The organism is Bradyrhizobium sp. CIAT3101, from assembly GCF_029714945.1.
Lineage (GTDB): Bacteria > Pseudomonadota > Alphaproteobacteria > Rhizobiales > Xanthobacteraceae > Bradyrhizobium.
In genome coordinates, this window is record NZ_CP121634.1 from 8,392,661 (window position 1) to 8,416,313 (window position 23,653).

15 protein-coding genes and 2 pseudogenes are annotated in these 23,653 nt (G+C 56.7%); 4 read left to right on the forward strand and 13 right to left on the reverse strand.

The window, feature by feature from the left end:
* Positions 1-2 precede the first annotated feature (2 nt).
* The 4 genes from nodS to QA645_RS39185 are packed head-to-tail and all read right to left on the reverse strand — an operon-like array spanning position 3 to position 3,269.
* A complete protein-coding gene (gene nodS, locus QA645_RS39170; RefSeq protein WP_283046360.1) occupies positions 3-632 on the reverse strand; it encodes a nodulation methyltransferase NodS in 630 nt (209 codons plus the stop codon).
* 13 nt (positions 633-645) lie between these two features.
* Positions 646-2,010 (reverse strand): chitooligosaccharide synthase NodC, encoded by a 1,365-nt coding sequence (nodC, locus tag QA645_RS39175; RefSeq protein ID WP_283046361.1) that lies wholly within the window; start codon positions 2,008-2,010, stop codon positions 646-648.
* Between the two features lie 15 nt (positions 2,011-2,025).
* Positions 2,026-2,634, reverse strand: a complete 609-nt coding sequence (gene nodB / locus QA645_RS39180; RefSeq protein WP_283053533.1) for a chitooligosaccharide deacetylase NodB — start codon at positions 2,632-2,634, stop codon at positions 2,026-2,028.
* A 41-nt stretch (positions 2,635-2,675) separates the two neighbouring features.
* Positions 2,676-3,269: a NodA family N-acyltransferase gene (locus QA645_RS39185; RefSeq protein WP_283046362.1), complete on the reverse strand. Its 594-nt coding sequence runs from the start codon at positions 3,267-3,269 to the stop codon at positions 2,676-2,678.
* A 972-nt stretch (positions 3,270-4,241) separates the two neighbouring features.
* Between QA645_RS39185 and QA645_RS39190 the strand changes: the two genes are divergently transcribed.
* Positions 4,242-5,231, forward strand: coding sequence for a LysR family transcriptional regulator (locus tag QA645_RS39190; protein ID WP_283046363.1), 990 nt, complete (start codon positions 4,242-4,244; stop codon positions 5,229-5,231).
* Between the two features lie 264 nt (positions 5,232-5,495).
* Here QA645_RS39190 and QA645_RS39195 read toward each other — a convergent pair whose 3' ends face one another.
* Complete coding sequence (locus QA645_RS39195) at positions 5,496-6,605, reverse strand: branched-chain amino acid ABC transporter substrate-binding protein (RefSeq protein WP_283046364.1); 1,110 nt, start codon at positions 6,603-6,605, stop codon at positions 5,496-5,498.
* A gap of 119 nt (positions 6,606-6,724) precedes the next feature.
* On the reverse strand, positions 6,725-7,117 hold the full coding sequence (locus QA645_RS39200) for a MerR family transcriptional regulator (protein ID WP_245318526.1): 393 nt from the start codon (positions 7,115-7,117) through the stop codon (positions 6,725-6,727).
* Between the two features lie 1,407 nt (positions 7,118-8,524).
* On the opposite strand from QA645_RS39200, the pseudogene QA645_RS39205 reads away from it, so the two are divergent.
* Positions 8,525-9,422: pseudogene (locus QA645_RS39205) on the forward strand (LysR family transcriptional regulator).
* A 108-nt stretch (positions 9,423-9,530) separates the two neighbouring features.
* On the opposite strand, the gene metC reads toward QA645_RS39205, so the two are convergent.
* The gene (metC, locus tag QA645_RS39210; RefSeq protein WP_283046365.1) at positions 9,531-10,775 is read right to left on the reverse strand and encodes a cystathionine beta-lyase; all 1,245 of its coding nucleotides are present in this window, start codon (positions 10,773-10,775) and stop codon (positions 9,531-9,533) included.
* A 949-nt stretch (positions 10,776-11,724) separates the two neighbouring features.
* Here metC and QA645_RS39215 point away from each other — a divergent pair.
* Both QA645_RS39215 and QA645_RS39220 read left to right on the forward strand, forming a co-directional pair.
* On the forward strand, positions 11,725-12,816 hold the full coding sequence (locus QA645_RS39215; RefSeq protein WP_283053535.1) for a histidinol-phosphate transaminase: 1,092 nt from the start codon (positions 11,725-11,727) through the stop codon (positions 12,814-12,816).
* Positions 12,817-12,860: 44 nt separating this feature from the next.
* A complete protein-coding gene (locus tag QA645_RS39220; protein ID WP_283046366.1) occupies positions 12,861-13,889 on the forward strand; it encodes an LLM class flavin-dependent oxidoreductase in 1,029 nt (342 codons plus the stop codon).
* 93 nt (positions 13,890-13,982) lie between these two features.
* Here QA645_RS39220 and QA645_RS39225 read toward each other — a convergent pair whose 3' ends face one another.
* The 6 genes and pseudogenes from QA645_RS39225 to QA645_RS39245 all read right to left on the reverse strand — a co-directional run bounded on the left by QA645_RS39225 (position 13,983) and on the right by QA645_RS39245 (position 21,070).
* Positions 13,983-14,483: a flavin reductase family protein gene (locus tag QA645_RS39225; protein WP_283046367.1), complete on the reverse strand. Its 501-nt coding sequence runs from the start codon at positions 14,481-14,483 to the stop codon at positions 13,983-13,985.
* 132 nt (positions 14,484-14,615) lie between these two features.
* Positions 14,616-15,443, reverse strand: coding sequence for an indole-3-glycerol phosphate synthase TrpC (trpC, locus tag QA645_RS39230; RefSeq protein WP_283046368.1), 828 nt, complete (start codon positions 15,441-15,443; stop codon positions 14,616-14,618).
* Between the two features lie 5 nt (positions 15,444-15,448).
* Complete coding sequence (gene trpD / locus QA645_RS39235; RefSeq protein WP_283046369.1) at positions 15,449-16,465, reverse strand: anthranilate phosphoribosyltransferase; 1,017 nt, start codon at positions 16,463-16,465, stop codon at positions 15,449-15,451.
* A 2,725-nt stretch (positions 16,466-19,190) separates the two neighbouring features.
* Positions 19,191-19,263: pseudogene (locus QA645_RS43410) on the reverse strand (hypothetical protein); the annotation flags it as partial.
* Positions 19,264-19,711: 448 nt separating this feature from the next.
* A complete protein-coding gene (locus tag QA645_RS39240) occupies positions 19,712-20,371 on the reverse strand; it encodes an FkbM family methyltransferase (protein ID WP_283046370.1) in 660 nt (219 codons plus the stop codon).
* Positions 20,372-20,587: 216 nt separating this feature from the next.
* The gene (locus QA645_RS39245) at positions 20,588-21,070 is read right to left on the reverse strand and encodes a response regulator (RefSeq protein WP_283046371.1); all 483 of its coding nucleotides are present in this window, start codon (positions 21,068-21,070) and stop codon (positions 20,588-20,590) included.
* Positions 21,071-23,653: the final 2,583 nt, after the last annotated feature.

Below are 23,653 nucleotides of genomic sequence, written 5' to 3' on the forward strand. Positions count from 1 at the left end.
GCTTAAGATGGATCTTGGAGTAGAAGGGAGAGTGACTTCGAATTCCGAAAACGAGCCAGCAAGCAGTCTTCGTTGGTCGATTGCCCTTGGCATTGCACCCGCTCGACCTCGACCAATGTTTCGCTCAACATTGCGATGATCGTTTCCGCGCCGGCGACATGCCCCCAGCCTTGGCAGGTGGCATCACGCGCCGATCCGAAAACCAGATGACCACCAGGCGCGAGCATTCGCAGCAGATTATTGACGGCCGCACGCATCTCGCCGACATCGCGGAGATAGTAGAGAACTTCCGCCACCACGATCAAATCGAACTGCTCTGCCCTTGAGAACTGTTCGATGTCAGAGACAATCCATGTGATGTGGGACCATTGCTTCGTCCGTAGGCTCGCCCGATCGATCGCTCGCGGTACGACGTCGATGACTGTAAGTCGTTCGCAATGGGGCGCGAGCTTTTCCGTGAAGGCGCCAGCTGCGCATCCGACTTCGAGCGCATTCAGGACAAAACCATCCAAAAGCGAAAGCCGCAACATTTGCGCGTGGCGCTCTCGCTCGAACGGATTTCCGTCCAGTCGCCACGGATCCCCGGCAGCCAGTTCGCGCTCTAACAATTGGTAATTCTCATCCGGCTTCATGGCCAGCCACTCCTTAGTCCGCTCGATCGCTGGCCGCTGCTAGGGCGGCCGCGTCACCACCAGAAGGTCGACGCAAGCCATCGCGCTTGCAAACCGGCGCAGTCGGTCCCGAGAGCCAGGCAGCGTCTGGTTGAGACTCTTGGCTCTGCTTGAGCGACTGTTCCCCGCCAGACACCGTCGCCTTCGTCGATTTTCGTGAGAGCCAATCGCTATTGCTTAAGGTACACAGGGCATATGCTTTGACCGGAAGTAGCATAAAGATATTGATGGGAGTGTGGAGGGAAAAGGCGAGAAATCGTAATTGGCGAGCACGAAAGGCCGCGACGCTGCATCGTACCACTGTCATTGATGCGATCATCACACATGTCCACCATGGCACTGTGCACGTGAATGCGAGTTGAGCGATACCCGCTACAACTGAAAGGGCCAGAAGAAGGGGGCCTACGTTTTGCCCGATAACATCTAATGTCAGGTATGGATCGAGACCTGGCAGAAGCCGCAACGCAAGCAGCGTGTCTCGGAAAGTGCTCCGCGCCCAGCGCAGCTGTTGGCGCAGATACGGGGTCAACTTATCCGGAACGACCGTTGCAGCGTAGGCGTCAGGAACGTATTCAGTCCGAAATCCCGCTTTCAACATGAGGATCGTGAGATGGCGATCCTCGCCGAAATCACTTGGCTTTCCTCGAAAATATTGCGCCTCGTACTGATCCAGCAGCAAAGCGAGCGCCGATCGCCGGTACATCGCACATGGGCCACAGCAGCACATGACCGCGCCGAAGCGCGCTTGAGCTGCACGCTCTTCGTTGCACGCCAGCCAGTACTCCATGTCGATCAAGGAAGTTAACCAAGTGGCGTTCCGGTTGCTCGCTGTTAATTGCCCCATGGCGGCACCGACGTCGGTGTCTTGCATTCTCAGCGCAAGCTTCCCGACCATATCGGTCGCGAGTATCGTGTCCGAGTCGACATTGAGTACAAGATCTCCGGATGAGCGGCGAATTGCGGCAATCTGCGCCTTCCGCTTTCCGACATTGTTTTGCAGGAGAATGAAATTGAACCTCGAGTCACGCGCAAAATCTTGATGAACATACGCCACGTCCTCGCGATTTGACGAACCGTCATCAACCACATAAACATGGAGCTGCCCCGCGTAATCTTGGCTTGCGATCGACTCTAGACACGCCGAAAGCGTCTGCGGGTTCTCGTTGAAGCATGGCACGATCACATCCACGCTCGGCATGGCTTCGGGACGAATTGCATGTGTCGGAATCGACGGCGCGTGTGACGGAGAGGCGTGGAAAGCCTGCACGGTCTTGTAGACTGCGGAGAGCAGCGCGTAAGACGATACGACTACGGTGCTGGTTATGGCAAGCAGGTTCATTGGGCTCAATTTTGTTCAGTGAAGTTGGGGAAGCGGGCTAATCGCAAATCCACGCTCACGCAGTGCTGGAATGAGTTGGGAAAGCGCCTTCAGGGTCTGGCTGCGTAGACCGGCATGAATGCCCCGCCTCAACTCATCGGGAGGGCATCCATCGTGCAGGAGCACAATCGCGCCGGGGCGGACAGACGCTAGTACCGCGTCGACGATCGCATCGACGCCCGGGCAGGACCAGTCCCGTGGATCTACTGACCAGTACAGAGCGGCTAGTTGCGCCTTCGCCGACAGCGCGAGCACCTCTTCGGTCCAAATGCCATAAGGCGCACGCACGCGTCGCACCGCTGCCTGCGGGCATGCGCATCTGATAGCCCGACTTGCCGCCAGGATTTGGTATCGCACTTCGTCTGGTTCGCAGCTGGATAGATCCGGATGTGTCATCGTGTGGTTAGCCACCTCGTGCCCCTCCGCGATCATTCGTCGAATTAGACTCGGCTCATTCGCCGCATACGTGCCAAGGACGCAGAAGGTGGCCGGCGCGCGGTATTCCGCCAACACATCAAGAATATCCGGCGTGCAGTATGGATTCGGTCCGTCATCAAACGTCAAATGCACGCTGCGGGTATCCATGGCGCGCCTGGTCTGCGCTTCGAAGGAGCAATTGGCGTCTTTCACAGCTCTGGCCCATTTCGCTCGATGATTGTGCCCGTCGGCCACTCGCTCATCGGCCGCGCTATAGGGAATACGACGAGGAGTGCTTCATCGACGCGAGTCGGCGGCAAGTTGGGATAGATATCCGGAAGAGTGGAGCGAACGCGAACGCCCGGAACAATCGTCGCCAAACCCGGGCGGCCGAGTAGCCTCGAGATATGCTCTTTGAGTTCATGTCGAACCGTACCGAAGCCGAACGGAACACCAAGCTGCTGCAGCACAGGAAACATCACGCGCATGGAATGGGAAATTCCGAGCCCCTCGAGGTCCGGACGCACTGCGTACAATCCGAGTTCAGCCACCAGGAGGTCGACTTCGCCGACCTTGATATACCGGCGCAGCCCTCCGATATGGGCCGCCACGCCGCGTTCATCGTATCCGATGACACGGAGCTCAGGTCTCGCGCCCGCCCAGCTTCGAATGCCTTCAAAGGGCTTTGCATTAAACGCCCCTGTCGGCCCGTAGGCATTGCGAAAGAACTCGGATATCTCGGCGTGGTCGGCGAGTTGCAAGTCATTTTCCCAACACGTCCTCCACTTGATCTGAGGGCGCATGAAAGTTTCTCCTGCTTCTTGCAGTGTTCCTGAGGCACGCACGAGCCTAGCGACGAGCCGCGTGACGTTGCTCGTTCCATGGTGGCGTCAGCGACTGTGGATGATGTTGACTTATTGACGGCGCTTGAGTTGTCGCGGCGAACAGGCGTTTTCTGAATACTCCGGATGCTCTGCGTGCCGCAGCTAACTGTTGCCGTCGTCTCCTTCAGGCGAGTAGCGGTCGGTGCTGTTACAACAATTGCGTCATCTACTGCTCTGCATCCTAGTTTGTTGCCATTGCGCCTAGACGTCCATTCTGCGCGATGATTTTCCGGTCCCCGCAAGGTAGCGGAGGGCCATGCACCTACCCAATCATATCGGGGTAGACGCCTTCCATAGAAGCGTATGTAGCGGCTATACGATGGTTTAAACCGCGCTCCTGCACGCGCTATTGGGCGGCATGCGGTTGCAATAAAACACGACCGTGATGTAGAACTTACCTCGCGACGGATTGTGTTGCGAAGGCGTCCCAACTGCGCTTCGCCAAGCAGCACCCTTCCCAGCTTGCACAGCGAAAATGCTGCTTGCGTGTAAGGAAAACGGAACGGGACAACCCTAGTCGCGGCTGGATTCGCCCGGCTCAACCTCTGGCAGGGACTATGACGCACGCGAGGACTTTCGTGCCCTTGAGTGATCTTCTCAAGAAGAGCTTGATGGATCGCTACATCAGCGCTCGCAGATCCTTCGCACGAATGGTTACCATTGGAAGCGATGCGATGCCTTCGAAGACGACAATAAGATGACGATCGTCGAGCTAAGCTGCGCTCGGCTGCGGACGAAATCCCATCGCCACTCTTTGCGATATGCCGCGCCACGCTCCGCTTCTCCAAAACCTACCATGTTCTTAAAGTCTGACAGCTTCCTAACTGGCGCCGCGCGAACTGGTAAATCGATTGTTTGGATGAAAAACATCCACACTGCGGATAGGTGACAATGCGCTTTCGGGGCCTTGATCTAAATCTTCTTGTCGCGCTCGATGCTTTGATGACCGAGCGAAACCTCACGGCGGCAGCGCGCAGCATCAACTTGAGTCAACCGGCCATGAGCGCTGCGGTTGGCCGGCTGCGCACGTATTTCCGTGACGAGCTCTTTACGATGAGGGGGCGCGAACTTATCCCTACTCCACGTGCGGAAGCGCTCGCCGCTCCAACTCGGGAGGCTCTGCTTCACATCCAGTTCTCCATTACGTCGGGCAATACGTTCAAGCCGAGCGAGTCGAATCGTCGCTTCAAGATCTGCGTGTCCGACTTTGCCACGATCGTACTACTCCGAAACGTGGTTGAGCGTGTCGCGCGAGAGGCCCCCGGCATCAGATTCGAGTTCATGCCTCATGCGGACCCGTTCGATCAGCCGATTGAACGCGCAGAAATCGATTTCCTTATAGTGCCCGAGGTATACATGTCGCACACACATCCCAGAGCGGTGCTCTTTGAGGAAAGCGTCGTGTGCGTCGGTTGCCGTTCGAATAAGCAGCTGTCTCGACAGCTGACATTCGAGCGATACATGTCGATGGGGCACGTTGCGGTGAAGTTTGGGCGCTCCCGAGTGCCCTCCATAGATGATTGGTACATGAAGGAGCACGGCCTGAAGAGACGGGTCGAGGTCGTCGTGCAGAGCTTTGGCATGATCCCGCATATGCTCGTGGGCACCAACCGAATTGCCACGATGCCCTTGACGCTTGTGAAGTACTTCGCAAAGACGATGCCACTGCGAACCAACAGCCTTCCGCTACCGCTTCCTGGTTTCACCGAGGCGCTCCAGTGGCCTTCGGTCCACAATACAGATCCAGCGAGCATTTGGATGCGCGAGGTTTTGATAGAGGAAGCAGCGCGCCTGACCCCTGTTGGTTCTAAATCTCTCGTAGGCCATCGATCGAACTCCTCTTCGTCAGCTACAGACGCGGCTTCAGATGGCTCAAAATGACGACCGCCACTCGCGCGCTCGCTTCTCCGAGAAGTGCTGTTGAAGACAATGGTCAGGCAAAGCAGCTTGCCGTATCGAGCGATTCCGCAAGGTCAGTCTCGGCCGTTCCGCGCTCGCCGCATTGATCCATCTCGCTGCCGCATCCTCTCTTTCGAGCGTTCGTTAGCCCTAGACCCCATCTTGCCCTCCACACAAGGCATTGGGGGAACGACTGATCAGGTCATGTGGCGCCCCACGTGCATAGACCGCCTTTCGTCGTCGATGCTACTCGACCATCTCGGTCGTGTTGTCGCGCCAGCGATTTACTACGAAGCCGGGAGACGCATTGTCGCCTTTTGCATCGAAACGAACTTGGCCGACCACGGTGTCAACCTCGTGCGCCCGAAGGGCTTTCGCCACGCGCAGAGCGTTGAACGAGCCAGCACGCTTCGCCGCGTCGGCCCATGCTTGCACGGCGGCATAGGCGTAAAGTGTATAGCCCTCGGCCGACCTATTTGATGCTTTCAAGCGAGCGACGACGTCGGCCGCATCGGGCCCTTTGGTGGCGTCGGGCATAAATGTGAACAGAGTGCCGTTTGCGGCGCTGTTCGCAATCGCCCAAAACTCGCCTGTCATCAGAGGATCATTAGCCATGACGGTAAGCCCGGCTTGTGCGTCCGCGGCTTGCCGTACAATCAAGCCGATTTCCGTGTGGTAGCCGCCGATATAGGCGATCTGAATTCCTTCTCTCTTCAGCCTCGACACCAGGGCCGAGTAATCTTTCTCGCCGGCCATATAGCTTTGCCGCATCAGGTCCTGCAGGCCCGCATCGTGAAGACGAGATGCAACGATATCGGCGATGCCCTTCCCGGCAGTGCTCTTGTCATCAAGGATGGCAATCTTGCTCTTGGAATAGTGCCGCAAGATATAGTCAGCGGCGACGACGCCTTGCTGGTCGTCACGGCCGCAGATCCGAAAAACGGTCTTGAGGCCCCGCTCGGTCAACTGAGGATTAGTTGATCCAGGCGAAATCTGGATAGTTGCGGCTTCAGCGTAAACGTCGGAGGCAGGAATGGAGGAAGAGGAACAATAGTGACCAACGACCAACCTGACCTGGTCCGCCACCAATCGATTCGCGACTGCAACGGCTTGCTTCGGATCGCAGGCGTCGTCGGCAACGATCAATTTGATCTTTGTATCGAGAAGCACTCCGGAAGAATTCAAATCGTCCACCGCCGCACTGACACCATACCGCATCTGCTCACCAACCGCGGCGTTGCTTCCCGTCATGGGGCCCGCCACTGCAATATAGACATCGTCAGCGGACGCGGCCGAGATCAATACAGAAGCGAGGACCGCAGCGCCGGCAACCGAGATCTTGCTAAAGAATGCCATTTGACGTCTCTGATATGGTTTTGCCCTTAGGACCTGCTGTGGCAAGGCCCGCCTCTGTAGCGACATCAACTGCCGCACAGAAGATCTTCCGCATCGCTCGTTTGTTCTTTCTTACGCGCCTATCGATCAGCATCATCCGGGGCGCGCGCCCGCCGGCGGGCATGTCCGCAGCCTTCCTGCGACATCGCATCCAGGCGAGTAGGTAGCTCCTCTACACTCACGTCCGATTCGGCGTTCTTCGTAATGTTGCGCAAACGATCGCGCAACTTGGTTGCTCGCGCGACCTGAATCTCCGCCCGCTCCAATTGTTCACTCAACAAGTTTGGAAGCGAGCACCTGCCCTCCATCGCTTTCCTGATCTCTTGCAAAGAGAATCCAAGCTCGCGAAGCGCAAGAATGTGATAAACTCTTCTGACGCTTTCAGAGTCATAAATTCGGTGACCGCCGCCCGTGCGCTGCGACGCTCTGAGCAATCCCGTATGCTCATAGTGGCGCAAGGCGCGTACCGTCACGCCGGTCGCCTCCGCAAGTTCACCGATGCGTCGCCACCGACGCCTGAGTACAGTAGGTCTGGTCATGTTTCTCTTTTTCAAACCTACAACCTAACGTCACGTGAGGTTCAAGGGGGTTTCCACCACCTGGTGCTCGTGTTGCCAACTTTCCGCCGGCAATATCGAACCTCGACTTTCCTGGAGCGGCTACTCAGGCTGGGTGACATGCATGATACAAGCAACCACTCTACTGCCATAGCGCCGGATAAAGCCGACACGGTGTATCGAAGAAGAAGCATTCTAGCGCCGCGGGACTAGGCGGCTGACGCAATCGCCACCATCAGCCTTCGGAAGAGAACCAATTGGGCCTCACTAGCGGCTGTACGTCCAAGTACAAGCTTGGCAATCTCTGTTCGATTGACGGGAGTCCGCATGCTTGCAGGTATCGCCGCCACCACTTCATCGTAGATCTTTCCCAACACTGAAAGGTCTTCTGGATCGAAGACCCCACTTCGTACCTGCAAAACTTCCACCGTCTCTCCTATCGAAAATCGCGCCGGCGGCTCGGCTCCTTGCAAAGGGTTGGGGCGAAAAGAAGACCGACCTGCGGTGCGTCGGGCATGAGCATGGCGACTTGCTGCGCGCTTCGGCAGGGAATCGCACTGGCGTGATCGATGCGGGAAAAATGCAATGTCGACTGGATTTTGACTGCGCAACCAAGCGCGCGGAGCCTCGAACTCATGGCGAAATCCTTCTGCCCGCCAGCTTGGACGGAGATCGCGAATTGCCGCGTGTTCTTCCAAATTGGTTCGAACTTTCTGACCCTGCTCACACGCAATCGGGCAGCTCGTGATGAACGAGCCCGAAGTCTGAGCCGCGCCTCCGACGCGCTAAGGCAACGCTTTATCGCTGCCTGGAACACAAGGCTGCATACACGGGAATGACTCTGTTCGACCTACGTCAACGTCGTATCGCCGTTTCAGGGTTTTGCGCCAACGCACGGCGTGGTCCGATCCGACGGCCATGGTTGGCTTTAGAAAGAGACGATCCGCAAGAGTTCGGTTAGAAGCACCGCAATACCGATTGCATTCGACCGAAAGCTGTTAGTAGCGCACACTGATGTGACCGCGGTCGTAAATCGGCTCAAACATCGTACCACGCTGCGACTGATCAACATCGTGCAGAAAAGTGCGCGACTCACATTGATCCCGCAAACTGCAAGAGCAGGATCAGCATGTAATACCACCGGTCAAAAAACAGAGAATCACTCCAAACGAGCGAAAACAGGAATAGATTTTCGGCCTGCAGAGTTGCGATGTCCTGGCAGGCCGGTGCAGAGATTGCTCTCGGCGATGACTCACGTAGAGAACCGCCGTTAGCGCAGCGAATGAATTGATCGAACAGAGTCTATTCGGCTTCGGAATTCACATGGAGCTTCCGAAACTACGCGCCTTCGTCGAGGTCGTACGGCAGGGCGGGTTCTCCAAGGCCGTCAGATTGGTGTTCGGACCCAGTCTACGGTCAGCAAGGCGGTCAAGCAGTTGGAACATGAGATCGGTGTGCCCCCTACTTGACCGGATCGGCCATCGCATCAAACTTTCCGCTGCCGACGAAATTGTTTACCGCCGTGCAATCAGGATTCTGATTGAACGGGACGATCTAGTATCCGAACTCAACGAGCTGCGCGGCCTCAAATGCGGCATTCTCAGGCTCGGTTTGCCACCAGTTGAGAGTGGCATACTCTTCGCGAAGCTATTTGCGATCTGCCGCAACGTTATCCAGGCGTCGAGATCCGCTCGGGGAGTACGGAAGCGAGCGACTGGAGGAGATTTTGCTATCAGGCGAGGTCGAACTTGCCACCTCGTTCTTCCTGTATCGGAAGCTTTTGAATGGCAATGAGGTCAAGCGCGAGCCCCTTGCTGTTCTGCTAACCGATTGACCATTAGTTTTCGCAGTGTCAATCCCTTGACCTTTCGACATTGCGCGTGGTTCCGTTCATTCTCTTCGAAACCGGGTTTGCATTGAACCGCGTGGTTATGGACGCTTGCCGACGGCACGGCTTTGAACCGCGGGTCGTAGCGCGCACCAACCAGGTTGATTTCATCATCGAGCCTGCTGCGGCGGGCATGGGCGCCGCCTTTCTGACAAGGATAATTGCTGAGCAACGCACGCATCGTTCGCTCGCTTGGGTACCGCTCCACGAAGCTGATACAGACTGGCAAATTGCAAGATCTGGCGGCGCGATGCTTGTCTGTCGCCCGCCGCGAGGGCTTGGCTGGATCTGGTAGCTTACACGCGCGCCGAAAGTCGTTCCGAGAACGACTGAATCGCTACCGAACGTCAATACCGTCCTATCGCGTGCAATGCGCATTGCATCTCGTATACCACCTATACCACGAGGGGCCGGCGAACGATCGTTAGCGCCGCACGAAGACTAACTGACTATTTGACATTGACTGACGAGCTCACTCGTTTCCGGGGGCACGATAGTGTCATCTGCAACTTTGCAGGCGGCGTTCAGTGCGCTATGCAAGTCTGCGATCAGCTCGGTTGGACTTTCCATTCCCGCGTGTATGCGAAGCAACGGGCCTGGAAAAGGAAGCGACCCCTCCATTCGTTTCGGCGGCTCGACGAGCAACGCGAGACTTTCGTACCCGCCCCACGACAGCCCAATCCCAAAGAGACGTAGGCTATTGAACAGAACCGAAAGTTGCGGCGGCGACATGGGCTTCAGAACAACTCCAAAGAGTCCGCTGGCGCCCAGAAAGTCCCTCTTCCAAATGACATGGCCTGGATCGTTGGGAAGAGCCGGGTGCAGCACCCTGTCGACGGCTGGATGAGTTTGCAGATTCTGCGCCAGGACAAGGCCATTTTCCCAATGCCGCCTCATACGCAGACCTAGAGTACGAATTCCCCGGAGGGCGAGATAAATATCATCCGGTGCGCCTATTTCGCCGAAATGCTGCGCAGTTGACTTTAGCGCGTGCCATGCCGCTTCGTTCGCAGTGGCAACGCCAAGAAACGCATCGGAATGGCCAACGATATATTTCGTCGCAGCCTGGATCGAAATGTCGACCCCATGCTCGAACGGCCGGAAATACAGAGGAGTCGCCCAGGTGTTGTCCATGATCACAAGTGCGTCCGACAGATGTGCGATCGCCGCGAGCGCCGGTACATCTTGCACTTCGAACGTCATGGACGAGGGCGATTCCAAGTAGACGGCCCGTGTCTTTGCGCTGATTTTCGCGGCCAATTCTGACGGCTTGGTTGGACAGAAATACTCCGCCTTGATTTGCAGCCTGGCAAGAACATTGTCCGCGAAGGCTCTCACAGGCGCGTAGACGCCATCGCTGATCAGAACCGAATCGCCCGCCTTCAGGCACGCAAGCAGCGAGTGACTACAAGCCGATTGCCCGGATGGGAAAAGAATCGAACGGTAGCCGCCCTCTAACTTACAGATCGCGGTCTCCAGAGCACGCGACAGGGGCGTACCGAAGCGACCGTAGCTGGGATTGTCTTTGTTCCGGATGTCCCATTCCTCTAAGGTCTCCGATACGATGGTAGATCCGCGATAGATCGGCACATTCACCATCCCAGCATGTTCTGCCGGCGCACGGCCGAGCCGACATAGTAGAGTTTCGGTGTCTCTTACGTCCTTTTCGTCCTGCAAATACTTCATGACAACTTCTCTTCAATCGCACTGCCTTCCCGCTCGCGCCACGTTGCCAGGCTGCGGGGCCACCTGCCTGCTTCGGCTGCATTGGTGCAACAACGATGCCAACCTCGAGCAATGCGACTGCGACCTCATCCGTGACTCCTCTTGAACGGTGATTTGCCGTATTCAATGCGACTTTGACCCCCGCTGACATTTACGAGCAGCATGCTCAGCCGCGCTGACTTCTGCGATTACTTTTGGTTTTGCAATTCAGCTCGCCCACATCGAGATCGGCTTTCGTTGTAAGGAGTGAGACATTTTCCGATCATGATCGAAAGGTCTTGAAACGAACGTAAGGTCAAGTTGTAAACTACCAAAACTGGGGAGGCATCGGGGCCTTCGACAGCTCGCGAACGAGGATTGTGAATGTCTCAAACGCAAATGTTTGCGCCACGACCATCCGTCACGCCCCCCGATCAGCTCCGGCAAGACGCGCGCAAATACCTGCGTGTGCCTGCTGGAGAACAACGGCAATGCCCCTTCGTTCGAGGCGTGACCAGGCTCCAGACGGACATTCTTGCGAGCAGCCATCGCCGAACAGGTGTGGCTGAGGTCTATGCCAATAGCTTACCGCGCAGTATCGCCGAGATTCCGGAACTCGGCCATGACTGCTCGCAGCAGTTAAACAGCACCCGAGTTGGGCGCCCTTCTCTGCGTGATCATCAGAGAGCACACATCCGACTGGTGCACCGTTCGCAATGCATGACACACCCTATGCAAGTTGCAGCTTTGCGTTTGGTTTCGTGCAACTGTTCGGATCGGACTCTAAAATCGGGTTAAGCTCCGCGCTGACCGGCTCTGGCGAGACAAGGTCGGCCTGCTGACGCGCAAGCTCATGCGCATGTCCCGGAGTGTTCACCCAGATAGGATCATAGCCATGCTCAAAACCCATGCCCTTCGACGGAGCGACCACATGTCAGACGCAAGGCTGCTAAGCGCACTCTCATCTCTTTCGCACGTGGCAAAGCAGTTAGAAGTTCCGCCACCTGCTCTCCCCGCGCTTGACGCAACTTGCGTCAAACTCAACATGAATGAGAACCCGTTTCCACTGCCGCCAGTTGTCAAGAAAAGCGCGATTGCAGCGTTTGAGCGGCATTATTTATACCCGGAAGATGACAATGTAGGCTTAAGAGAGGCTGCCGCCTCTGCTTACGGGCTTTCCGCCGAACAGGTGATCGCGGGGAACGGATCGTCCGAACTTCTCGGCATCATCTACAAAGCGTTCCTCGCTCCAGGTGACGCCGTAGCGATGATGTCGCCCGGATTTTCGTTCAACCGCAAGCTCGCGATGTTGCACGAGGCCCAATTTCTGGAGATTGGGTGGGGTCAGGATCACTCCTTGCCGACGCAGCAACTGCTTTCCGGCCCCGTTCGCGATGCCAAATTTATCGTGCTAGCCAATCCGAACAATCCGACGGGAACGTTTATTGCGATCGCCGAAATCGAAAGGCTCGTAGCGCAATCTGATCGACTGATCGTCCTTGACGAAGCGTATGTCGACTTTGCGCCGGACAATGGACTACGGCTCGTCAACCGCTATTCAAATGTTCTGCTCCTGCGCACGTTCTCGAAAAGTTATGCCACGGCCGGCCTCCGCATTGGTTTTGGCTTCGGTCATCCCGAGCTCATCGGCAGGCTTCGTACCATGCAGAACCTCTTCAACATGAACGTGATTGGTCATGCGGTCGGCATGAGCATCATCGAGCATCGAGACGCGTTCGAGGAGAACCATCAATATGTCGTGCGTGAAAGAGAGCGAACAAGCGTCGCGCTATCAGCACTTGGATTTACCGCATTGCCGTCCCACGCCAACTTTCTGCTAGCTCGCGTGCCCGAAGGACACGACGGCGCGTGGTGGCAAGCCGCACTGCAGAGACGGAACGCGCTTGTTGCGTTCTTTCCCGAAAGCGGTCTGGAGAATTTCATACGCATTAGCATCGGCACAGAAGGGCAAATGGATGCGCTTCTTTCAACCGTCAGTGATATTCTTTCGTCGCCGAACTGACCCCAAACCAATAGCCATCCTGCTTCACTACATGAGGTGATCGAGTGACAAGTACTTTCCCTTCAAAACTTTCGTTCGGCATCTTCGATCACCTGGACGCGGACGGTCATGACGTAGCCAAACAGTATAGCGATCGCCTCCTACTTGCCGAGGCATGCGATCGACTGGGATTCTATGCGTATCATCTAGCAGAGCACCACTGCACTCCGCATGGGAGAAGCCCCGCACCAAATCTGTTCTTGTCGAGCGTCGCACAGCGCACATCACAGCTTCGCGTCGGTCCGATGGTCATGCTGCTTAGTCTTCATCACCCGCTGAGGGCCTTCGAAGAGGCGTGTATGCTGGACCACTTGAGCGGCGGCCGACTTGAGCTTGGCATCGGACGCGGCTCACTTCCAGTGGAATTGGGCTATTTCGGGGTTAGCGCCGAGGCGGCACCAGGCCGTTATGCAGAGGCCAGCGAAATCCTTGTCAAAGCCATGCGAGGCGGCTCGCTCTGCTACGAAGGGGATCACTTCCGGTTGGACGACGTTCCATTGACGCTAACGCCTTATCAGCGACCGCATCCGCCGACATGGATCGCCGTTAATCAACCCGGCTCGGCAAGCTGGGCCGCTGAGATTGGCGCAAACATCGCAAGTATCGGACCTGCATCCTCTGTTCGGAGGATTACTGATGCGTACCGCTCGCGTCGAGAGGTACGTCCAGATGTGAATGGTCAATCGCCGTTTCTTGGCTTGCTCCGCATGGTTGTGGTGGGCAACACTGAAGCAGATGCTTATGCACTTGCTGCGCCGGCTTACGATCGTTGGCTCGAGAGCTTCAAGTTTCTTTATGAGCGCAACAAGATCCCCACTCCACCGAACCTCCCCCTGACTTTCGATGCAGCAATCGAGAGTGAGCTGTGCGTCGCGGGGACCGCCTCTTCGATCAGGCACACTCTTCTTAACCATCTAGAGGAGGCGGGTGCCAATTACCTTCTTTGTCAGCTCGCATTTGGGGACCTCTCTCTGGATGCTTCATTGGCCACGGCAACGATCATTCGCTCCGAAATCATCGCGGGCGCTGGCTGAACATGAGGCTCTGCGTCCCGCTGCCGGCAGCCCCCTTCGGCGCTTCATTTCGGGGGGGGGCGACCGCCAGTTTTGAAGTGAAAAGCAAAACGCTCAGCCGAGCGGTAATGTTCGAAGTTCGCCGCGACAGTTGATAAGCGGATAGCCGTCTCCTGAGCGGACCGCCACGGTTCGGCCGATGAATACTCCGTGCGTGCCGATGACTTGGTAGTGCTGTAAAACGCACTCGAGAGCGCATATTGCGCTTTGCAATAAAGGTACATCGAGAATCCCCTGGACCCAGGGAGCCGTGTCGAACCGTTGGGCTCCTTTAGAGCCATCCCGGCCGGCGAATCGCAGAGCGATGTCCTGATGATCAATAGCAAGGAGGCTCACGCCAAACCTGCCGTTCGCAAGTATCGCATCGTGTGTCCCGGAACTGATGTTGATGCCCACCAGCAAACAGGGCGGTTCTATGCAAATCGAGGCAATAGAACTCACCGTTAACCCACGCCGTGCGAGCGCCGTTCCTGTCGCCACGATGGCAACGCCGCTGGCCAGATTTCGCATGGCCTGGCGAAACTCGGCCGCCTCGATTGATTGAATGTCACTCATGTGGCAAGACAACCGAGGATTTGCATCCCCCTGGTGGGGATGTGCAAGTTCTCGGCTTAGCTGCGTGCGGGCATTGTCTTGCTTGCGGCTCTCGGCGCGCGTGTCGAAGTAACCGGCTTGAGACTTTGCGTGTCATTGATGCGCCCCCTGACTCCAGCGTGATTTATTTGAAATCAGCGCGCGGGTTGCTGCCGTTACGTCGGTCTGCCGCATTAGGCTCTCGCCCACAAGGAAGGTTGCTATACCGGCTCGCGAGAGCCGCTCGAGATCAGTGAACGCACAGATTCCGCTTTCGCTGACAATCAGTCGATCCTTCGGGATGAGGGGTGCTAGCATTTCGCTTGTCTTGAGATTTGTCACAAACGTGCGTAGGTTGCGGTTATTGATACCAATCATCTGCGAGCGAAGTGTCAGGGCGCGATCGAGTTCGCAGCGATCATGGATTTCGATCAACACGTCCATACCGTATGCTAAGGCCGCAGCCTCGAGGTCGCGGGCAGCCTCGTCGTCCAGCGCGGCCATAATCAGCAGAATGCAGTCGGCACCACGGGCGCGAGCTTCGACCACCTGGTAAGTGTCGAAAATGAAATCCTTGCGCAAGACCGGCAGGTTTGTGGCGGCGCGCGCCATCTCCATAAAGTCAAGGTCACCCATAAAAGAGGGTTTGTCCGTTAAGACTGAAAGGCAAGCCGCGCCCCCTGCTTCATACGATCTGGCGAGCGAAGGCGGATGGAAGTCGGCGCGAATGAGCCCCTTCGACGGCGACGCTCTCTTGATTTCAGCGATCAGGGCATAGCCGCCAGATGCGTGCTTTTTGCGAATTGTGTTTAGAAAGCCTCGCGGGGATGGCGCGTACCGTGCGCGCGCGTCGAGCTCGGCGCGCGAAAGCGCGCGTCTTGCCGCTGCAATTTCTTCCCGCTTATAGATCTCAATTCTCGTCAGAATGTCGGGCTCAGCCATCTTGTCTATTCGGCGTTGGAGACTGCGACCAGATGCTTCAGGCGCGCTGCGGCGGCACCACTGTCAAGTGACTCCCGCCCGATAGCGACGCCTTCCTTCAAAGTTGTGGCCCGACCGGCCACTATAAAGGCCCCTGCCGCGTTCAAGAGAGCAACATCGCGATATGGGCCTGGTAGGCCCTCGAGCACGCTTCGTAGTGCTATCGCGTTGGTATGAGGGTCCCCACCCTTCAGCCTCTCCTTTCCGTAACGCGGGAGGCCAGCTTCTTCCGGCGTCACCTCGAACGTGCGAATTTGGCCTTTGTCGAGGGCGCTGACAAAGGTGGGACCGGTGAGCGTCATCTCGTCAAGCCCATCGCAGCCATGCACCACCCACGCCGCTTCCGCACCGAGCCTTTTGCAGACTTCCGCTAAAGGCTGCACCCATTGGCGCGAAAACACGCCAATCATCTGCCGCTTCACCCCCGCGGGATTGCAGAGCGGCCCGACGAGATTAAATATTGTGCGGGTCGCGAGCTCGACCCGGGTTGCGCTAACGCTTTTTAGCGCCGGATGGTGGTCCGGCGCAAACATGAACCCGATGCCGGCGTCCCGGACACAGCGAGCGACATCTTCTGGCTTCAAGTCGATTTTCACGCCCAGGGATACCAGTACATCGGCCGAGCCCGAGCGTGAGGAGAGTGCGCGGTTGCCATGCTTGGCGACAGGAATGCCGGCGCCCGCGATGATAAAAGAGGTACATGTCGAGACGTTGAACGAGCCCAGACCGTCGCCGCCCGTGCCCGCAATGTCAATCGAATCGGCGGGTGCATCGACCCGCAGCATTTTGCTGCGCATCGCGGAAACCGCACCGGTGATTTCTTCAACTGTCTCGCCGCGCACCCTCAGCGCCAGCAGCAACCCGCCTATCTGCGAGGGCGTCGCCTGGCCCGACGTCATAATGTCGATCGCCAAAGCCATTTCCTGGTGGCCCAACGGGACGCCGCTAGCGACTTTGCCCATGATCAATTTGAGATCCATCACGTGCTCTTGAGCCTGTCGGTATTAGTAACGCTTACGGAAGTTCGGGAAATTAAGTGCTCATATGCGAGCGACGTGAAAGACTGGAGCTTTGGCTGCCTACGGCCTTCCGCCTGTCCGGCGACACTTCTGGCCTCCACAAAGGCCGCGCCGACTACTGTCCGGCAACATCCAGCGAAGCGCGCGGCAGCTGTAAGATGCTCCAGATCGCGTTTTTGCCACGCCCGCTACCTTCATATCAGCATTCATGTGCACCACGAGCGTAGCTGCGCCATTGGCGAGCCAGTCACCTTGCCTCGCGATCGATTTTCAAAGCTTACAACTTGACGCTGCGGCAGCTTCAAGCCATTTCGGTGAGCGACCTCGAGGCCATACTCACAAAAATAAGCAGACTAGCGCCGCCACCGGGCGTGCATGAACCTGGCATACATTTGCCACACTGATTAGCCTCGACGCCCTTCCGACCCGCGATCAGGAGGCCTCGCGTACCGGACCTTGGTCAATATCTCTGCCGAGACCATCCTCCCGCGGGCTGGTCGCCTCGGGGACTGGTCAGCCTAAAACAAAGGCTGCGCTTCACGAAATAGGAGAGTATTCCCTCCTCCCCCATCCGAATGGAACTGCCTAGCCTGCTTCGGCTTAGCAACAAGTAGGCAATGCTTAGGAACCGATCTCGTCGATGGTGCAAAGAAGACGACGGACGACTTCTCGACCTCGCGTCAAACAAGGAGCCGCCGAAGAGAATTTCTATCCTGCTCGAGAGGAGCGAACGGGCTGTCGCTCTGCGGCTCAAGAAATTGCGATCGACACCTCCAAGCTGCCGGGCTTACCTTGAGAAGTTCGCCTGTTTGACCTCGCGCCCGTAGCGGGAAGGTCAATCAGGTGACTAAAGGGACGGGCATTATTCGTCGCACCGCCTTCTCCGGCAGTGCGCTCCATTCCTTGTGACACTGCTTGCGAGCTTCATTCCTTTCGCCCGCATCACGGCTCATGCGGGCACCATCGCGCCGGATATTGCTTTTCCTGCCCCCTGAAAAAGGGGACACCTGGCTTCAATTGAGTAGCAACGCATGCGCCCGAACGGAGAAACTCCACCTGCCCAAAGACCAGTGATAGCCCGGCGCTTGGTGTCCAGGTGATTGCCGAGGCCCGGACGATGCAGTCTTAAGACGGAGGCGTTCAGAAGAAACCCCCGCCGATTTACTCGGCGGGGGCTCTGCAGGTGGATGACGCGAGGCTCGCGAAGGAGGTGTCGCATCAAGGACCCGCACTCATCGGACGCTATGACCACCAGCTGTTTGCATCAGCGCCTTACGTCCATGATCGCGTATGGTCGATAAGAAAAGATTCGGTTGCGCAAAGACGCCCATCGGCGTTGTCCAATGAACCGCCGAGTACGCACGCTCTCCCACACTCCGCTGTTGTTATGAGTATCAGAACGCTCTGCGCTTCGACAATTCAGTCGGGCGTTCTGTAATGCGGGATGTCGGCCGCAGGTGGACCGTGTGCAAACGATAGCGCTCACGCCTCTTTCGAGAACGCCATGCACGGATACCGTACCCAGCTGCGAAACCCACAAACAAAATCGGAAGCAGCACTAGAAACAGCGTCATTGAGAAGTCTCTCTTTCCAAAGCAATTGCGCTTTCCGGGGCGACAAGCGAAGACATCATGAAGCGCCTTGTTGTTTGTGCTGACACTACCCTTGTCGACTCTACAACTTGACGCTGGGTCCGATTCAAGCCTTCTCGCGTGGAATATTATGCTGCCGCGGAAGCCGCAGGCCAATATTGCTTCACTCAAGTCCGGATCGCCCAAAGTACTGCTGTTTGGCAGCCCAGAAAAACGAATCAGCTTTGCAGGGAACTAAGCCTGCCTTCTCGTAATGCGCCACTCGTCCTCTCGCCCAGCTTTGTTTGTGTGATGGGCGCTGGCCGGATCAATTCCGGCCGCGGATCAATCATGACAGGTATCCGCAAACGCGGTGCCGCGTTGAGCTTTTGGTCCGGGCATGGCGATGGCACCACGCTCGGACTCAAAAGTCGAGGCGGCGCTTGATCGCGATCGGTCGCTTGCAGCTTGACGTGGGGTTTACAGATCCTACAAAAGTCATAGATGGATACTCTTCGCAACTGCGATCCTAAGGCCGTGAAATGAAGGTGAAAGAGCTTATTGAGCTTCTATCAAGATGCGAGCAGGACGCCGACGTCGTCATCCCAGACTCGTTTTCATCACGCGGGGCCTTCGCCGTGGTGAAAGCGGTCCAGACTGGGTGGACCTTTAATCCACAGCTTGCGATCGACGATATCTCCTTTTGGATCGATGGGGTCGACTATGTTGAGCCGCCGCGCGGTAGCTATTTAGCTCGTGGCGTTAGGTTGCTCGGTCCAAAATGTGGACCTGTACTCGCAATCCAATAGCACCTCAGAAACCGCTAACCTCGTTGATATAGCCAGCTTCAAGCCATCGATAGATTTCGCGAGGAGAATTGTCGAAAAGGTCTATAACCTAGGTTGTCTGGCCTCGCCGGACGGCGTTGGGCGCTCCTGTTTCGTTATTGGTGGCCTGGCAAGTGCGGACGCGGAGGGCCGATTATCAAGCCTTTGCGAGACACGCGTGAAGAAAGCCGTAATTGCCCCGCGAACGACTCAAAACAAGCATCGTCGCATACAGTCAAATCAGCATTACTGACGGACGTGTCAGGACTTTTGGCTGCGCTTACGCGCAGATCAGCCAATGAGAAACTCACCCAACTTTCGGTCGGATCGAACTTGCGGGTCCAGCCACCTGGGCATTTTCCCACGCCCTGACCAGGTTTCCGGCGGGCTCTTTGGATTTCGCTACTCTGGCCGCACAGGCGGATAGGGTCGACGCTCAGGGGTTAGCCGGGTGAGCTTACCGATCGCTCCCATAGTCCGCAGCCGCTCATCGAGCCTGACCTTTTCGCCGTAATCCGTTGGGTTAGAGCAGCGGAGATCTTCTCGTGGAGATCAACAACTCATGGCCTTCAGGTCATTCCGCTTCATTGCGAACTGCCAGCGCGAGACATTTCATCAAAGAAATAGTCTCGCGCGAACTACTCTGCAAGCGCTAGCGCGAGTAGCGGGGCGAATGGCTTCATTAAAACTGACCTCCTTGGACTAGCGTCCATGATCAGCAGCAGCGGCTGCATCACTGAGACTTCGGTATAATGCGATAGTCTGCAGCATCACGCGATCGCGTGATGCTGCCTGGCCGCCAGGGAAACGCGCTAACAGCCCGTATTCCTAAGCAATACATCACCCTCAACTGCGCGGGGATAGAGCCTTACCACTTCGAATGAAGGTAAGAGCTCAAGGATGGCTTGCAGGGATAGCTGCCCTTCGTAAAGCTCGCGGTCACTATACTCCGTGTAGATATACCGCGTATTGCTTAAGGTCCGCCCGCCACCAGCGATGACATCGGACTCCGCTCCCTGAACGTCCATCCAGATCAAGTCGAGCTGGTTTACGTTCGCTTCACTGGCCCAGTCATCCAGACGTCGAGTTTCAACTGAGATCGGTTGATCAAATCGAACCCACTCATACTCAGTAAGGTGATTCTTTGGCCGGCGTATTGAACCCGAGAGGTCCCAGTCTTTCACCTCAGCATCTGCATTGCTGGGGTGGAATTCAATCTGTCCATTCCGATCGCTGATCGCAATCTCAAAGAGCCTGACGCTTTCGAGATACCGATGCAGATTCTTCTTAAAGCGGACCACCGCACGGGGGTCCGGCTCAAAACAATAGAGCCGCGCCTCGGGGCAGAGTTCGAGAAACCGTTTTGAGTCGGTTCCATCGTTGCAGCCGATGTCCAAGATAATAGGGCTTGGATTTCCCAGCAGTGAAACAAGCTGCTGGTGTACATCCAATGATGAGGTCGATTCTAGCATGCGCTGTGGTCCCCATGCCCGGATTGCGTTAACGGCGTCGGTAGACTTTCCCTGAACAACGGCATCATGTTTAAGTTAGACCTCTCGTTTAGCTAATGCACGTGCGACTCCTGCCGTGCGACTATCGGCCGACGCTATGGCACACTGCGTTTGATCGCCTTCAATGCGCTGGAAAAGGCGGGATCGTTGCTCCCAAAACGATTTGAGCTGGCTGATTTAAGAACCCTCAACTCCTTCGCCGTTACCAGGAGCGGGCTCAACTGGCTCCCGCACCCTGGCGTCTCCAAGCGGCGCGCGACGATTTTCGAAGCGCGTTCGAAGCGTCGTTCCGCCTTTGAGTGTGGAGTTGATGCACGCGAGCAATTCGCTACTGTTGAGCGGCTTACGCAGGAGATGTGACACGCCGGCTTGCAACGCGCCCGCACAGTTGTCGTCATCGGGCTCGGCCACAAGCAGAACGGTGGGAATTGAGATTCCGGATGCGATGACCCGCTCGTACAGTTCGAGCGGATTTGCGGTCGGTAAATCCACGTCCGCGATCAAACAAGATGTGCTGATGGAGCTTTTCGAGTTCAGGAACTCATCGGCACTCTGGAAGAGCTCTGGCACGCAGCCAAGTGAAATGAGCATCTGCAATAGCGGCTCAAAAACCGACGGATCATTGCACACGACGGAAGTGATATCGAGCGTATGGGCCATTCGCACTAGATCTAGGAACGACTTCTTTTGCACTTTCGGCGCGAGCTGACCGCACGGCACTCGATCCTTCTGAAGCAACATCTAACACCTGCAATCGGCAGTTCTCGCCTTCGCCGCGAGGCTAGGACGGGACGCATGGTTGGTTCAATCGAACGGAAGTAGGTGGCCGACATCGAAATGGTTGCAACATCTATACGAAGGTTTGCTGACGGCGGGACCACGCGTCTCTGGTAGGTTTACGCAAGCCGCCGAGAAGCCGTTGCCCTAATGGGCAACCGCCCTCGACGCTCGAGGCGCCCCTCAGAATTCTTCTCGGTGCCATCCTGATAGACCGGAATTCGCGTCTTGGAAGTGACTTTTGTTATCCGCTGTTCTCGGCGGCTCGTAAAATCGATTGTATCGATAGAACATATCTGAACGTTGGATGGGTTCGCATCGCGGGCAAAAACCGGCGCATGACTGCAAGCGCGGTGAGCCAGCGCGACGGATTATGTATCCACGCCCAGTTCCTGAGAACGGCAAAATAGATCGATGTAACCGTCTATGCTTCCTGTCCGCGGACCCGCATGCGGCGCACTGGCCGCGGAAGATAAGCGGCCTCAACCCTTGATCGGGCGAGCTCCCTCAACACAGTTCCCATGCGTCGGGTCATCCGACCCGTATTTGTGCCGCCAAGCTCGCTGCCTCAGATGGACCAATCCCGACTATGCCAACGAGCCCCGAAGGTGGCGTTGGAATTTCCTGACAAGTCGGCCTCCAAAGATGCAGACAGTAACGGTTGTTATTCACGTATTCGGACCGAGGCGGATGAAGCTGCATGACGCACTCTTCCCCATCCCAAAACAGATCCTTGACGAAGCACATCTCCTGCCAATTCGGACAGCGCCGCGGTATCGACACGGAGACATGTTCCCAACGCGGATGGAGTAGCGAAATGATCTTTAGTTCACAGCCGCAAGGCCCCTGCACAATGAAGAGACCGCAAGGTCCTGATCCCGGTGCGCTGGCGAATTGTCCATATCGTACACGACCGCCCTCGAGCTGGTCCCCAATTTGCGCTCTCATGCTACCTCCTTTGCCGCGTAGATACACCGCTCTGACTTATCACGTCGCGCTCAGACGCATCCTTCGCGCCAGACGAGCACTGACGAGCGATGCCTGTACTTTTCTTCTAATGTCTCGATCTACAAGCGGATGTGGCAGGACGTCCTGCCTGGACTCAAGCTGCGCACCTTTCCTGACTGACAAGACCATTCTGCTTCCTGATTCGTTCACTTTTAATCATCAATCGCGATGCGCCGTTGTCCCAGCTGCTCTGTCGTACTCGTCCTAATTGGATCAATGCGCGATCGCGTAGAAACTGGGCAGAGACGCCCAAATGCAGCGACAGGGAATGCCACGTTTGCCGCACTTGTGTTGGCTTCGCGATTTTTACGATTTGAACGTCGCTTCGAGCTTCCCAAGCACAAGCATCAAGGCACTCGCTCGCCGATAAGCGATCAGCGGTGACCTTAACGCCTAGCTCCGTTGTAAGTTCGCCGCGAATCTCCGAGCGGCCCGTGGGGTGCGATTGCCCTACTAGCGCCCCTTATCCGGTAGGACGATATGTTCGGCGCGGCCGTCGTTCGATAAGACCAAGACATCCCGCAGACTTTCGAGAAAGCGGCGGACATGGCGCAGTCGACCAACGGTCGTTACACTTAATCCGAAGGTGCCATCACGGTCCTATCTTCATTCTGCCGAGCCTACCGAGGTCGCCAAGCATCCGCCCCAGCGAGACGGACGCGCCGCGTCGGACCTCAAGGGCTCCTTCCACCCTTGGGGTCCGCGTGCGGGCGCTTCGATACGAGCGCTCCGACCACAGCTACCTTGATCTCGCTTGTACCATTCATCGCGCATTGATTTGAACGCTCTTGACACGTGTTTGATCCCCCACAGCCGGTCAACTCTCCTCCGAGCGCCGACCACTCGACCCACCTATTGGCGCGTAAGCCGATCGCGAATGTCTCCCATCCTACAACCTAACGCAGCGTCAGATTCAAGCCACTCCCAACGCTTATTCACGACCAGCCAGACCGGCTGGCTTGGCGAAGCCCTAGCTTGCCCGTCCACACGACGGTAGCGGCTGCGAAGATGGCAGATACAAGCGGGTCTAGTGGGACTTCAAAGCGCTAGGCATTCGACGAGCAGTTCCCAATTCGGCCACGAAACATCGTTAAAATACAGCGCGAGCTAAAAAGGGGACGACTTATGCGAGCGCGGCGTGTCTGGACTATTAAATCTCCAACAACACGCCGAGATACGGACATCGAGAGACTTCAGAGTCAGCTAGAAGTCCTCAACCAACGCCTGAATGAACTTGAGTGTCAGATTCCAGATCTTTCGGCCATAGCAGCTATTAGGGGAGGCGCACTCACGCTATCTCGGGACATTGAGGATGTTCGGTGCTCGGCAGACGCTGACGCGCTAACAACACATCTCCGGAAATAGCTCGTCTCGATGCGGCGCCGTAGCAAAGCAACTGTGTCGCCGCATAGATGGTTGCGCATCCTGCATATGATGACGCCTCTTCAAGATACCCTT

Excerpts from the sequence above, each read along its gene's own strand:
- nodS (WP_283046360.1), bottom strand. The coding sequence starts at position 632 with ATGAAGCCGGATGAGAATTACCAATTGTTAGAGCGCGAACTGGCTGCC.
- nodC (WP_283046361.1), bottom strand. The coding sequence starts at position 2,010 with ATGAACCTGCTTGCCATAACCAGCACCGTAGTCGTATCGTCTTACGCG.
- nodB (WP_283053533.1), bottom strand. The coding sequence starts at position 2,634 with ATGGATACCCGCAGCGTGCATTTGACGTTTGATGACGGACCGAATCCA.
- QA645_RS39185 (WP_283046362.1), bottom strand. The coding sequence starts at position 3,269 with ATGCGCCCTCAGATCAAGTGGAGGACGTGTTGGGAAAATGACTTGCAA.
- QA645_RS39190 (WP_283046363.1), top strand. The coding sequence starts at position 4,242 with ATGCGCTTTCGGGGCCTTGATCTAAATCTTCTTGTCGCGCTCGATGCT.
- QA645_RS39195 (WP_283046364.1), bottom strand. The coding sequence starts at position 6,605 with ATGGCATTCTTTAGCAAGATCTCGGTTGCCGGCGCTGCGGTCCTCGCT.
- metC (WP_283046365.1), bottom strand. The coding sequence starts at position 10,775 with ATGAAGTATTTGCAGGACGAAAAGGACGTAAGAGACACCGAAACTCTA.
- QA645_RS39215 (WP_283053535.1), top strand. The coding sequence starts at position 11,725 with ATGTCAGACGCAAGGCTGCTAAGCGCACTCTCATCTCTTTCGCACGTG.
- QA645_RS39225 (WP_283046367.1), bottom strand. The coding sequence starts at position 14,483 with ATGAGTGACATTCAATCAATCGAGGCGGCCGAGTTTCGCCAGGCCATG.
- trpC (WP_283046368.1), bottom strand. The coding sequence starts at position 15,443 with ATGGCTGAGCCCGACATTCTGACGAGAATTGAGATCTATAAGCGGGAA.
- QA645_RS39240 (WP_283046370.1), bottom strand. The coding sequence starts at position 20,371 with ATGCTAGAATCGACCTCATCATTGGATGTACACCAGCAGCTTGTTTCA.
- QA645_RS39245 (WP_283046371.1), bottom strand. The coding sequence starts at position 21,070 with ATGGCCCATACGCTCGATATCACTTCCGTCGTGTGCAATGATCCGTCG.